The organism is Blautia aquisgranensis, assembly GCF_040096615.1.
GTDB classification, from domain to species: Bacteria; Bacillota; Clostridia; order Lachnospirales; family Lachnospiraceae; genus Blautia_A; species Blautia_A aquisgranensis.
Genome location: NZ_JBBMEJ010000003.1, coordinates 68,197 through 81,774, shown reverse-complemented (window position 1 = coordinate 81,774; position 13,578 = coordinate 68,197). Strand labels below are relative to the sequence as shown.

Annotated in this window: 9 protein-coding genes; 1 reads left to right on the top strand and 8 read right to left on the bottom strand. The window is 44.1% G+C overall.

Annotated elements, in window-relative coordinates; genetic code table 11:
• Window positions 1-21: 21 nt before the first annotated feature.
• On the bottom strand, window positions 22-1,389 hold the full coding sequence (locus WMO28_RS03850; RefSeq protein WP_178810327.1) for a carbohydrate ABC transporter substrate-binding protein: 1,368 nt from the start codon (window positions 1,387-1,389) through the stop codon (window positions 22-24).
• 173 nt (window positions 1,390-1,562) lie between these two features.
• Here WMO28_RS03850 and WMO28_RS03845 point away from each other — a divergent pair, with 173 nt between their 5' ends.
• Window positions 1,563-2,303 (top strand): helix-turn-helix domain-containing protein, encoded by a 741-nt coding sequence (locus tag WMO28_RS03845; protein WP_178641918.1) that lies wholly within the window; start codon window positions 1,563-1,565, stop codon window positions 2,301-2,303.
• Between the two features lie 137 nt (window positions 2,304-2,440).
• On the opposite strand, the gene WMO28_RS03840 is transcribed toward WMO28_RS03845, so the two are convergent.
• The 7 genes from WMO28_RS03840 to WMO28_RS03810 all read right to left on the bottom strand — a co-directional run bounded on the left by WMO28_RS03840 (window position 2,441) and on the right by WMO28_RS03810 (window position 13,538).
• Complete coding sequence (locus tag WMO28_RS03840; protein ID WP_349056128.1) at window positions 2,441-5,140, bottom strand: GH36-type glycosyl hydrolase domain-containing protein; 2,700 nt, start codon at window positions 5,138-5,140, stop codon at window positions 2,441-2,443.
• Window positions 5,141-5,236: 96 nt separating this feature from the next.
• Window positions 5,237-7,651: a glycoside hydrolase family 94 protein gene (locus WMO28_RS03835; RefSeq protein WP_349056127.1), complete on the bottom strand. Its 2,415-nt coding sequence runs from the start codon at window positions 7,649-7,651 to the stop codon at window positions 5,237-5,239.
• A 145-nt stretch (window positions 7,652-7,796) separates the two neighbouring features.
• The gene (locus WMO28_RS03830) at window positions 7,797-9,149 is read right to left on the bottom strand and encodes a vWA domain-containing protein (protein WP_349056126.1); all 1,353 of its coding nucleotides are present in this window, start codon (window positions 9,147-9,149) and stop codon (window positions 7,797-7,799) included.
• The gene (locus WMO28_RS03825; protein WP_349056125.1) at window positions 9,146-10,156 is read right to left on the bottom strand and encodes a leucine-rich repeat protein; all 1,011 of its coding nucleotides are present in this window, start codon (window positions 10,154-10,156) and stop codon (window positions 9,146-9,148) included. The genes WMO28_RS03830 and WMO28_RS03825 overlap by 4 nt, the downstream gene beginning before the upstream one ends.
• Window positions 10,157-10,458: 302 nt before the next feature.
• On the bottom strand, window positions 10,459-10,872 hold the full coding sequence (locus WMO28_RS03820) for a VOC family protein (RefSeq protein WP_435375808.1): 414 nt from the start codon (window positions 10,870-10,872) through the stop codon (window positions 10,459-10,461).
• Between the two features lie 72 nt (window positions 10,873-10,944).
• A complete protein-coding gene (locus WMO28_RS03815; RefSeq protein WP_349056124.1) occupies window positions 10,945-12,165 on the bottom strand; it encodes a PfkB family carbohydrate kinase in 1,221 nt (406 codons plus the stop codon).
• A 14-nt stretch (window positions 12,166-12,179) separates the two neighbouring features.
• On the bottom strand, window positions 12,180-13,538 hold the full coding sequence (locus WMO28_RS03810; RefSeq protein WP_349056123.1) for a GntP family permease: 1,359 nt from the start codon (window positions 13,536-13,538) through the stop codon (window positions 12,180-12,182).
• Window positions 13,539-13,578: the final 40 nt, after the last annotated feature.

Sequence of the window (13,578 nt, the reverse complement as noted above, 5' to 3'; positions counted from 1 at the left end):
ACAATTATCCTCATGTGGTATTTATTCCGGCCACTGGATCTCTGTGATCTCCGGATAACGCTCCTGAATAGCTGTCTCAAAGTTGGCTTTTGCTTTGTCAAAGTCTACTTTACCCTGGAAGTAATCACTGAAAGCGTTCTGGATCAGCTCTACACAACCCTGGTCATATGCGGAAAGCGGTGCGATCTTGATATTCTCTGCAACCGGTGCAAAATACTCAAACGGGTTCTGTCCACCAAGGAAATCAGATGCGAAATCTGCATTTGTAGCTGCATCTTTCATACCGGATTTTGTATTTGTAAAATCAGAGTATTCTTTGGAAATCTTAAGAAGATTATCCTTATTTCCCGTCATTGCCAGAATAATATCTTTGACATGTTCCGGATCATCTGTTCCTGTTGCAGCCTGAATGTAAGAACCACCCCAGTTGTATTCCTGCGGAGGATTTGTAACAGCCCAGTCACCTTCTGCTCCATCCCAGTTTGGTTTCAGAGTAAAGTCGATACCCCATGCCGGGAAGAGGAATGCGAATACCTTGGACCCAGAACTCATTGCCTTGTTCCAGTCATCGTTCCACTGACCTTTTACAGTTTTGTTAAGATAACCTGCATCCAGCCACTCTTTGGAATCTTTTACCCAGTCCATGATCTTTGAATCTACTTTGATCACAGAATCACCGGACTCTACCCACGGATTCTCAATGCTGTTTCCATATAAACGAAAAGTGTCTGCATAAGAAGCAAATGTATAATATCCTTTTTCTTTCAGCTGAGCCGCTGATTCTTTGGCTGTATCCCAGTCTTTCATCTTCTCGCCAACTTCTTTCGGGTCATCAGTACCGAAAACATCTTTCGCAATGTCACGACGATATACAAGGACACCCGGGCAGCACTGCCATGTGGCGCCTCTCTGTACTCCATCCGCATCAGAAGCTGTTGTTTTCGTGAAATCATACTGATCTGCAAGATCCTTGTCCGGATCAATGCCAAGATCAGTAAGAGGCATTGCAACATCTGCATCTTTGTCTGTATATTTGAACACATAATCTGTCTCAGAAAGGAACATGTCTACCTTATCATCTGCACTTGCATCAGCCTGGTTGAGAAGTGCCTCATCCAGTTTCTGCTGATATACGCCATCCTGGTTCGGATTTACGATCCAGTGGATCTCTGTACCATCTTTCAGTTTTGTAACTGTACCATCTTTGGAAGTGGACTCTACTTCCGGATAAATAGCTTCCAGTCTCTGACGGAACTCATCATTCCAGGAATAAATATTGATCACTTTTCCCTCATCCGATCCTTTTGCAGATACACAGCTTACATTTACTGCCATCATTCCACAAACCATTGCTGCTGCAAGGATCATAGATACCGCTCTTTTCTTCATAGTATAAATCCTCCTTTTTCTGTAGCATCCCCGATGCTTTACCTTTGATGATGAAAATATACCATTTTTTTATCTGCGATTATATTATTAATCTTAACAAAATGTCAGATTCATGTCATAATATAAAAAACCAACACATTCCCTAAACATCAACATATAAGGAGGATATCAATATGTCCATTTCCCAAGACTGGATTACTAATGAACTGGAAGATACAGAACTGGAAGCTCTTCATCGCTCTCCCTCTGTGGAATATTCTTTTTACAATGCCGTAAGAGCCGGTGATATGGAAGCTGTAAACAAAAACTGCGAGGAAGACTCTTTTCTGCATCTGAAGGGAACCGGTATCCTCTCCAGAAATCCTCTGACCAACCTGAAGTATCATTTCGTTGTCACTACTGCCATGCTCACCCGTTACTGTATTGACGGTGGACTGGAGCCTGAACAGGCATATCGTCTCAGCGATTTTTACATTCTGAAAATGGATTCCTGCACCACTGTACGCCAGATTGCAGATCTGCATCATATTATGGCCAGAGATTTTACCGGAAAAATGATCCTCCAGAAAAAAAGCTCTATTCTTTCCAGACCGGTCATGCAATGCGTGGACTATATTTACGGTCACATTAAGGAGCGTATCACCATTCAGGATCTGTCAGAACATACCGGACTCTCTCCCAGTTATCTGTCCAGAGTATTCAAACAGAATCTTGGAGTATCCATAAGTGATTACATTCGCGAGAAAAAAATCGAAAAAGCCACTCACCTGCTCCGATACTCTGATAAAACAGTCGTTGATATTGCCAATTATCTGAATTTCTCTTCACAGAGTCATTTTATCCAGATCTTTGAAAACTTCACCGGCCTTACCCCAAAGAAGTACCGTGACAAATATTACAAATCCATGTGGTAAACATCCTTATTATTATGGCTGATATTTTTTATCAGCATCAAAAACGACATCCCGCAGCTTTTTACAACTGTGGGATGCCGTTTTCCTATTGATACTTCTGTTTCTGTAATTTAACAATTATGTATAACCGATTTCTGTTACATCAGTTCCACTTTGATCCTGTGTGTTTCTTTTACAGAAAGCTTTTCGAGCAGTTCCCGATCTATACGTACACAGGTACTCTGTTCGTTTTTCATTTCCTTTTCATCACACCATACTGTTTTTATTTTATATTCTGAAGGAAGTTTTTTCTCCGGATTGCAGATACAGATCTCCAGCTTTCTTCCGGCAAATTCCATAGTAAGAGATGCCTGTCCATTCTCATTATACTGCTCCGGCATCAGTGCCGGCGCGATCACCAGATCTCCAAGATCTCCTCTGACGCCAAATACCTCTGTGATCATGGTCAGCATATACCAGCTTGCAGCACCGGTAAGATATGCATACAATCCTCTTCCCTGATTATCAAAATATTCCGGAATTCCAGGATACATCCTGCTGTTCTCAAAATCCATGGCAGCGTCCAGAAGCGTTTCCAGAACCTTATGTCCTTCTTTTGCATAGCCGTTTTTATACAGTGCATTGCCATACATAACAGCCATATGGGAAAATACCGCTCCGTTTTCCTTTTCTCCATAAGCAAACCCGAACATTCTTCCCAAATCAAATTTTTCTTCATGGAAATTGGTATTCAGGCGATATCCTCCTGCCTGACGGTCAAAAAGATATTTATCCGCACTTTTACAGATAGACTCAATCTGATCTTTCTGTGCGGTTTTACTCATGATCGCAAATACCTGACTGGTAAGCATCATACGTATCTGGCTGTTTTCTGCCCTTTCCACAGGACGTTTATGATCATCATAATATCCGTTGAACCAGCCGTTTTCTCCGTCTTTTACCCATTCTCTTCTGCGGATGTTTTCCATCATCCAGTCTGCCTTTTCATCCAGATTCCGGCTAAGCTGGTCCAGACGGATCACAATAGTCTTTCCGCTGATATCATGTGCACATTTTTCTGTGTACTGTCTCAGAAGCTGCTGCTTTTTCTCCGGGCTTTCATAAAGCTCACGGTCTCCGGTAAACAGGATTTCCATTTCTTCCGCAACTTCAATCCTGTCAAACATTTCCTTTTCCTGAAGTTTTCTCAGATATTCTGCGATGTTCTTCATATTTCCAGCATATGCACAGGTAAATGCCACACTCTCACCATTTTCCCATGCCATATCCATGGCATCGTTCCAGTCTGCCCCGTGAAGTTTCATCTCGTTGTGCTCTCCTACATCATAAAAAGCACAGAGATTTTCCAGCAAAATGTGTTCCAGAACCGTTCCGTAATAAATCTCACCGGATTCTGTTTTCTGATTTTCTCCATAGGCACTGCTCCATTTTTCATCATGCGCAGTTCCTCTTTTTGTCTGAAGATCCTTGAAATATGGAATCTTCTCAAAAAGGACATTCATATCCCCGGTCTGATCCATATAAAGCTGCGTTGTCACAAATGGCCAGAAAGCATGATCCATCCACACGCGGGCAATGTTGTTGCGGTCTGCGATAAATTCACCCTGTCTGTTTCCGATGATCGTGGCATTGGTTCCATCGATGCGTACTCCACCGTAATTATCGACAATCATCTGACGTACAACAGAAGGCTCCATGATCAGAAGTGCTAGACAGTCCTGCCAGAGATCACGCCAGCCTCTTCCACCTTTTCCATAATCATGATACGGGAGGAATGAACAACCGTAAATTCTTCTTAATATCGGCTGAAAACAGATCCATTTCAGATAATTATCTCTGTCCTCATCACCTGTCTCAAAAGAAACATTCACTTTTTCTGTCCAGTGTTTTTTTACATGTTCAAATTCTCTTGCAACCTGTTTTTCAGTTCTGTAAAACCGTGCAGTCTCCTCCGGCAGCTGATTTCTTTCAGATATTCCCGCTGTCACAACATATACAGCTGTTTCATGTGGTCTCAGAACCCTGGATGCAAAACGAATACCACCGACAGCTTCCTTTCCTTCAATTTCTGTTCCTGCCGGAACACCTTTTTTCTCTTCTCTGACCACCTCCGGAATCAGGAAAGAACCGCCTTCTCCGATAAACATTTCCACATCAGGATAAAAGCTTTCCGGTTCCGTTCCCTCGCCTTCAGATCCATATACAAAATATGCAGTATTATTCTTCTGATGACCTCTTTCATCAAAAGAAAGCACCGGTTTTACTTCAACACCGTACTCCGTTGTTCTTATCCTGTGCAAAAGGGAAGTCACATGCCTGTGATCTCTGAGATTGTCTGCACTTCTTCCATATACAGGTATTACAGCAACCGATGTGATCTCCTGTTCTTCCTCTTCAATATTGGTAATCTTTACAAGATGGACCTCCGCATCACCTTTCACTGTCACAAAAGACAAAATCTCTGACTGAAGTCCGTATTTCTCAGAAGTTCTGTGCAGCTTCTGCCACATAAATCCGGCTTCCAGGCTGCTTTTATCCTGTTTATCAGTATATTTCTGAAATTCCTGTTCTGCCGAAACTCCGCATGCTGACCAGTAACCTTTTCCTTTTATCTTGCACCAGAAATTTCTGGTGTTTCGATTATTATGAAGATTCTCAATGCTTACCGGTTCCAGCAGAAAATGATTCTGATCCAGTTTGCTGTCTCCTCCCAGAGAAGGGGTGATCGCGGATTTCAATCCGTTTTCTCCGGCCAGAGGTATATATAAACCGCTGTAATTCTCCGGATTTTCTATGGAAAAACTTCCATTTTTATCCTGAAATTTTATATATTTCATTCTGTGATCTCCTTCCTGCCAAAATAAAACGGTATTTATATTCCATTTTACTTTGTATTCATAAATGTGATCTCCTCGCAATTTATATCCATTATGTCATGACATATAGAATTCAATTTCTGTCTCACCGGTAAGTTTCTCCTGCGGAATATAATTACCCGGAAGTTCTTCTCCATTTACATAGAGTTTTTTACATCCGGCTTCCACATGTCCCGGATTCTTCACAGTGATATGGAGATGACATCCACGGAAATCCTTGCTTATCTCAAACTTCTCCCATTCTTTTGGAATCGATGGTGCTATACGTAAGCCATAGAAATCCGGACGCATGCCAAGAATTCCTTCTACACATCCTACCATCACAGTAGATGCTGTTCCTGTCAGCCAGTGCACATGAGATCGTCCGAAATTCGGGCTTGCTTTTCCTTCTGTAAACTGACCATAGCAGTATGGCTCCAGCTGTCTGATCTCAGCCCTGTCATTCTGCGCTGCCGGAGCATTCTCCAGGAAATAATTAAATGCACGCTCACCATGTCCGCAAAGTGCTTCTGCCAGAATGAGCCATCCCTGTGACTGTGAAAAGATTCCCGCATTTTCCTTTGTTCCTGCATTGTAGATAACCGCAAGTGCTCCGTCGAAAGCATTTGCATGATATGGAGGATCCATAAGGATTGCACCGTATTCTGTATTCAATCTTTCATAAACCATTTGAAGAGCCAGATCTGCCTGCCGCTCCGTTGCAAGGCCGCTGATCACAGCCCAGCTCTGTGGATTCAGCCACATATTTGCCTCCGGGTCAGTTCTCTTTCCGATAACCTCTCCCCGCTCCGTAAACCCACGGATAAAACGATCTTCATTCCAACAGAGTTCCTGGATCAATTTTCCAAGCTGCTCTTGTTTTTCTTCCAGGTATTTTATATATTTTTCATCTTTTTTGTACTTTGCAAACTCTTTCAGGATAGTCATTGCATAATAGAACTGTAATGCAACGAAAGTAGATTCCCCATCCTTTCCAAGTCTCAGACAATCATTCCAGTCTGCATAAAGTCCGGCCGGCATTCCATGTCTGCCAAGATGGTTCATGGAGAAGTCAATAGCTCTTTTCAGATGCTCATATACAGTTCCTTCATCCCTGTTTGCAAACGGGATCACTTCATCGATGAATGCAAAATTTCCTGTCTCTGAAATATATTTGTATACAGTAGGGAATAGCCAGAGTGCATCATCTGCGCGGTATGCCGGATGACCGGTTTCCTGTACATAGGACGCATCATCCGGTGTATCCTCATGTCCCGGATTATGTGTGAATTTCACAAGTGGAAGACCGCCGCCGTTATCTACCTGTGCTGACAGCATGAAACGGATCTTATCCAGTGCCATTTGGGGTGCAAGATGGATCACACCCTGGATATCCTGTACAGTATCACGGTATCCATATCCGTTACGAAGTCCGCAATAAGTAAAAGATGCTGCACGTGACCAGATAAATGTCATAAAACAGTTATATGCGTTCCATGTATTGATCATGGTATCGAATTCCGGACTTGGTGTTCTGATCTGAAAATGTGCAAGCTGTCCGTGCCAGTAACTGATCAGTTCTTCAAGCTCCACCGCGCATGTTTTTTCACAGTCTGCATAATGTGCTATAATCTCCGCTGCTTCATTATCCTCCTTCATTCCTGCCAGAAAAGCCATTTCCCGACTTTCTCCCGGTTCCAGAGTAATTACAGCTGAAAGAGCTCCACAGCTGTTTTCATTATAATTTCCCTCATTACATAATACACCGGCTTCAACCCCTGCCGGATTGTTGTATCCGTGATATCTTCCAAGGAATTTTTCCCTGTCACCACACCAGGAAGAAACCTTCTCTCCAGCCAGGCCGAAGAATCGGTTGAACACGTTCTTGTTATCAACCTCTTCCCCATCCTTAAGGCCGTCCAGATTCGCATGGATCATCTGACGTACACGATCTCCACAGAATACTGTTCTTGTAATATACTGGGAATACTGCAGATTCACCTGATCCTGTTCATAATTGCTGTTATTTGTAAACTCTGCATATCCAGTCACACTGATCTCACGTTTTCTGTCTGAGCAGTTGGTAACTTTCAGATTCCATACCTCATAGGACTGCCCAAGCGGTACATAGTATCTCACCTCTGAATGTATCTCGCTGTAATCTGCCATCATTTTAGTATAGGCTGTGCCATGATGACATTCACTTTTATACTCACTGAGATCTTTGCCAACCGGCTGCCAGGATGCTGACCAATAATCTTTTGTGTCATTATCCCTGAGATAAATATATCTTCCCGGCTGATCAAACTGATTAAAAATATATCTCAGGATTCTGCCGTTCGCCCCGGATTTTGCAAAGCTGTATCCCCCTGCATTATTGGAAACGATTGCTCCGTATTCCGGCGATCCCAAATAATTCACCCACGGAGCAGGTGTGTCCGGCCTGGTAATCACATATTCCTTTTTTTCTTCATCAAAATACCCATATCTCATGCCATACAATCTCCTGTTCTGTATATTTTCCGTAACATTGTCTGTTGTTACCTATTTTCTACACTATAACTGATATGCAGATAGCAATATACAAAATAAAAGATTAAAATATCAGATTCATGACATAAGATATGGATATAATTCTTTACAATTCTTCCTCCGTGATCACCAGCTTCATGGCCCAGGCCGGGATATCCACATCCTCAGGCTCCTGCTCCATAAATACAAATGCTGTCCGGTATGGCGGCATCTTTGCCGGAAAAATCCCGTATCCGTCTGTAAAATACACCAGGCCCTTAAGATTTTCAAACTCACGTTTTTCCATCAGTTCTTCCACATAAGCAAAAACCGGACGGAAATCTGTACCTCCATCACCGTAAAGTTCCAGGCTGTTCATATACTCCTGCAATTCCTCTGCACCGGTGATCTTTACATCCGAATGCACCTTCTCATCACACTGGATAATGTGTATATTTACCTTCTGGAAAAAATTCCCGCTGTCGCTTAAAATCCCATAGGTTTCCTCCAGAAATCTCTGTACCAGTTCTCCTGAACAGGACATGGAGGTATCGATCACAATGACAAATTCCGAAACTTTTTTCACTTCTCTGGTTTCCAGGGGTTCGATCAGCGGCATATTCCCGTAAAGGGAAAGCCCGTAGGTATAAAAATTATAATCAAAGCTGTCCGGATCTACAGTCAGTTCTTCCCGAAATACTGCAAACTTCCGCAGAAATTCCCGATAATCATATCGTTCCCGGTTCTCTATTTTCAGCTGGTCCAGAAAATCTCCGTCCTGCGCTCCTGCCTCCCTGGAAAAGGTCTCCAGATCTGTCTCGATCCCATCGCTGATATCTCCCCATTTTTTACTCATCAGAGGATTGGGTTTCCGGTCGGGCTGCTGGTTTGCCCAGTATTTATGGTCGTCCACGTAGAACTCTTTTTCAAGCTGTGCCAGTTCTTTTTCCTTCAGAAATTCTTCTTTCAGAATCTTGTAGATTCTCTCTGCATTCAGCGTCTTCTTTTCCTTTTCCAGAAGACGGTAGGTTTCCCTCCGGAGAAGACTTCTGGAATATCGGACTGAGCGGTGGTAGATTCCGTCGATCATATGCTCCACTGCAATATCGCAGCTTAAATTCCACAGACGCTTCTCTGTTCCCGGCTTCCCGAAGTGCCGGAAAATGCAGTGAAATACCATGTGGAGATATCCTCGGTTCACAAGAATCCTGTTTTCTTTATAAAGCCCGCCAAGCTGCGCCGGATGGAAGTATATCACAGCCCCGTCTGTTCCAAATGGACTGACCGAACCATCCATCCGATAAATAAAGCTGCTCAGCGCCACGTCCAGAAAACGCATGCCAAGATACAGCTCGTCTCTTGCTGCCTGAAAAATGCTGCTGCCGATGTCCTGGAGACGCTGGGCTGCATCCTGGGAGTTGGATTCCTGACCGGTCAGGAAATTATTTTTATTGTTTTCAATTGTTTCTATGTCACTCATAACTGAAACTTCTTTCTCCTTTTAACAGGGCACCCCTCATTTTCCTTCTCCCCGGCCACCTTCTGTTCTTCCTCAATCATCCTGCTTCGCTCATTCATCAGAAACGCCGAAATCTCCATATCTTTCTTACTGGAAGCCACATCAATACTATGTTCCAGGCCCTCTCTGTTCCAGAGCTTTTCCCGGGAAAGCAGCTCCAGACCATTTAAGTTTCCGCTCTCCACCAGATATTCACCGATGTCATTAAGATTTCCCCGGATATAATCCTCATACTGCTTCTTCGCCCTTTCGCCAAGCTGCCACGGATAACGAAGCCGCCCGAAGCTCATATCCACCAAAACTTCCAGCTTATCCATCACCACTGCCATGTCAAACAGGCTGTCATACTCTGCGAAATCCAGTTCCTTACTGTAAAAACACTGACGGTAATTGGTCCCCGAGCCATGATACTCCGTAAACAGAATTCTCGCAGGCGTATTTTCCACTGCCTCATCGTAATGCTCCGGAAAAACCATATGCGCCCGTTTTCCTGCGGCCTCGCCATTTTCATACAGAAAATCCACATCGATCTTCTGCCACAGTTCCCCAAGGATTTCCTTTGCACAGGATTTGATTCCCTTTTTCTGATGGATCACAAGCTCCTTCAGCCCGCTGCAGCCCGTAAACGCCCCGGTTCCCACCTGCATCAGCGTATCCGAAAATTCCAGCCGTTCCAGTTTTTTGCACCCATAAAAAATATATCTTCCAATTTCCTTCAGTGTATCGGGAAAAACGATCTCCTGCACTTCCTCCCCGGCAAGAAGTCGTTCCTCTCCGAACGAAACAGCGTCTTCGCTCTCCCAGACTTCCGCCTCTTCCTCGTCGTCCTTATGTGCGGAAAACGCATAAGGTGCCGCACTGACTACCAAAATGCCGTTGATCTCTTCCGGCAGCACCACCCGGCTGTCTGTTCCGTAACAACGGATAATTTCTATTGTATTATTTTTGACTCTGTAATGTATTTTCATAATTCTCCATCATACCGAGAAACAGATATCCGAAATCCATTTCCCGTTTTTATTCTTCAGGAATCATCTCATCTACTGCTAATCCTGATCTTCTATAGCACATCTGCATCTCATTGTAGTCTCATTATCCATTTCATGCAAGAAATTTTCCCACGGCCCCAAATTCTGTCTGATACATAAAACAGCCCGCCGGATACACGATGATCTTTAATCATCTTATATCTGACAGGCTGTATGCAACACAAAACGAACCTCTGTATTGTACTCTGTTCCACACTCATGAACACAATTTCATTTACTTCTTATAAATACTGGCTGAACTCCACCTTCTCCTTATTCGGGCCTTCAATAGTAAAGAACTTCACGCCATTCTCCCAGAACGGAAGGAAATGCACCTCATCATTGGTGGTATTCAGTCCTGCTGCTGTCACCAGCTCGTGGACTTTCTCAATATCCTTCACATCAATGGCAACATGATCGATAGCACCGGATTCCATTTTTGCTGCTTTATTCTCGTAAGTCTCGATTACAAGATTTTCAAGCTTCAGGAAAGCAACTGCCTCATTTGCAGCCTCGTTTACTGTTCGGAAAGCGACCTCAAAGCCCAGTGCTTCATAAAATTTAATAGTTGTCTCAATGTCATTTGTCGGCACACCTACGTGCTGAACTCCATTCATCTGATCCTTTAAATTCATTTCAAAACCCCATTCTTTCATAAATCTGACATGCTCATAAACACAATCGCTTCGCAATTTAGATTCAACTCTGCTACAGGTTTATGAATACGTTCACTCTGCAATTCTGCGTTCCACCTGTGCAAGCTCCGGCATTGCCGGGATCGCGCCTTTTTTCTCTACGCAGAGACTGGCCACTGCATTGCCGAAACGCGCAAATTCCTTCAAATCCTCCTGGGTCAGCTCGTCCAGATTTTTCTCCGATGTGCTGACCTTATACAAGAAACCACCCCAGAAAGAATCTCCGGCTCCGTTCGTGTCTGCGATCTGTTTCACTGCAAATCCCGGCACCATACAGCCGCCATCCTTGCTGTAAAGATATGCTCCTTCGCCGCCAAGTGTAACTGCCACAACTTTCACGCCCTGGCTGTACAGTGCTTCTGCTGCTTCCCGGACATCCTTATGATTTGTCAAAAGCTCAGTTTCCTCATCTGAAATCTTCATAAGATCCACATAGGGAACCAGACTTCTCATATGCTTCTTCGCAGTTTTTTCATCCGGCCACAGCGACGCACGGTAATTGGGATCATAGGAGATCACACTGCCTTTGTTTTTCGCTCTTCTTACCGCATAAAATGTAGTATCCCTTGCAGGCTGGTCTGTCAGTGACAAAGAGCCCACATGAAAAATATTCGTGCGGTCCAGCACATCCACATCTACCTCTTCCTTCTGGAGCTTCGTATCTGCGCCCGGCTTTCTTGCAAAGGAGAATGTACGCTCTCCACTTTCATTTACCTCCACAAAAGCCAGAGTTGTGAAATAATCCTCATCCAGAAGCATCCCTTTTGTATCTACTTTTTCTCTCTGAAGAACAGAACGGAGGAATTCTCCATGCATGTCTTTTCCGGCTTTTCCGATAAATGCAGTATGTGCACCGAGTCTGCTGGCTGCAACTGCAACATTGGCAGGTGCCCCGCCCGGATTTCTGGCATAAAGCATCTGTCCGTCCTCGTTGATATCCTGAGATGTAAAATCGATCAGGATCTCACCAAAGGTTGTGATATCGTAGATAGATCTTTGCGCTGCATCGTTGGTATCCGCAAGAAGATTCTGTTCGAGCAGCTGAAACAGGATCTTTTCACATTCTTTTTCATTATCTGTATGGACATGCAGCTCTCCCTCATCAAATTCGGGCACGCTCAGAACCCCAAGCATAGACTTCGCATTTACAACATAACGGCCATAACATAATTCTACATCACAGGGGATGGATTCTGCAATACTTACCAGCTTTCTTGCATTCTGCATTGTGCCTAAAATTACTTTTACTATCATTTTTATCCACTCTCCTATGCAAACAGGCTGATCACAACAGCACAGACCAGACCTGTTACTCCTACGATGGTTTCCATCATTGTCCAGGATTTCAGGGTTGTTTTCTCATCAATCTCAAGAAGAGAGCTTACCAGCCAGAATCCGGAATCATTTACATGGCTGAATGCCGTTGCACCGCCGTTGATGGCACAGACCATTGCTGCCAGATAAACCGGTGACAGGTCTGCACCTCCAGGCATAGCGGCCATAATTCCTGCTGCCATTGTCATAGCCACAACTGCCGCACCAACAGATGCACGGATCAGAGCTGCAATAAGGAATGCAACCAGTACCAGCGGAAGTCCGCTTTTTTCCAGAGCTGGTCCTATAATGTTTCCCATACCGCAGTCCTGCAGCACCCAGCGGATGATACCTCCACCAGTGATAACCAGAAGAATCTGTCCTGTAGGCTTCAGAGAACGATCCAGGATCTTCTTTAACTGATCTCCATTGTAGCCTTGTTTCTTTCCGAGGAAATACATGGCAAGCAATACTGCTATGATCAGTGCCACAAAAGGTGTTCCCAGGAATTCCATAACAGGACGTGCCGCGTCGATCCCCGGAATGTATTCAGAAACTGTATTGCACAGGATCAGCACCAGCGGAACAAGAATGATACATAATACTGTAGAAAACTTAGGAAGATTGGCTTCTTCCTCCTCACGTACCTCCTGGATATTGGAGGGCAGCCCTGTGTTGATCTTTTTACCGATAAATTTGGACCATAAGATTCCCGCAAAGATCAGGGATAAAATACCCACCGGCACACCTACCGCGATCATCACTCCGAGGTCTACATTCAGCATATTTGCCACCAGAACAGATCCTGCTGATGGCGGAATGAATGCAAAACCGGTGGCAAGGCCCGCAAGAAGCGGGATTACATAATATAAAGTAGATTTCTTTGTTTTCTTCGCAAGTCCGAATGCCAGAGGGATCAGGATCACAACGCCAGCCTCAAAAAATACGGTAGTTCCTACCACAAGTCCTGTGATTCCAAGAGCGATCCCTGCCTTTTTTTCACCAAATTTGCTTACCAGTGTCTGGGCAACGCACTGTGCGCCGCCGGACACTTCCAATATCCCGCCGAACAGAGAACCCAGACCGATCAGGAGTATGATCCCCTGTAAAGTTTCTCCTGCGCCGTTTTCCACAGTGCTTACCAGTGTTGGAACCGGCATTCCGGCACCAAGTCCGATAACCAGTGCAGCGATCAGCAGAGATAAAACCGGGTGGATCTTAAATTTTATGATAAGTAACAATAATAATAAAATTCCTGCTGCTGCCGCGATCAACAGTCTTGCCGGATCTGCCGCAAATACCGGTTCTGTCATCTTTCCATTTACCTCATTTCTCTTTATTCAATACTTACAT

Bases quoted from the DNA above. Each gene is read 5' to 3' on its own strand.
- WMO28_RS03850 (WP_178810327.1), bottom strand. From the start codon at position 1,389: ATGAAGAAAAGAGCGGTATCTATGATCCTTGCAGCAGCAATGGTTTGT.
- WMO28_RS03845 (WP_178641918.1), top strand. From the start codon at position 1,563: ATGTCCATTTCCCAAGACTGGATTACTAATGAACTGGAAGATACAGAA.
- WMO28_RS03840 (WP_349056128.1), bottom strand. From the start codon at position 5,140: ATGAAATATATAAAATTTCAGGATAAAAATGGAAGTTTTTCCATAGAA.
- WMO28_RS03835 (WP_349056127.1), bottom strand. From the start codon at position 7,651: ATGAGATATGGGTATTTTGATGAAGAAAAAAAGGAATATGTGATTACC.
- WMO28_RS03830 (WP_349056126.1), bottom strand. From the start codon at position 9,149: ATGAGTGACATAGAAACAATTGAAAACAATAAAAATAATTTCCTGACC.
- WMO28_RS03825 (WP_349056125.1), bottom strand. From the start codon at position 10,156: ATGAAAATACATTACAGAGTCAAAAATAATACAATAGAAATTATCCGT.
- WMO28_RS03820 (WP_435375808.1), bottom strand. From the start codon at position 10,872: ATGAAAGAATGGGGTTTTGAAATGAATTTAAAGGATCAGATGAATGGA.
- WMO28_RS03815 (WP_349056124.1), bottom strand. From the start codon at position 12,165: ATGATAGTAAAAGTAATTTTAGGCACAATGCAGAATGCAAGAAAGCTG.
- WMO28_RS03810 (WP_349056123.1), bottom strand. From the start codon at position 13,538: ATGACAGAACCGGTATTTGCGGCAGATCCGGCAAGACTGTTGATCGCG.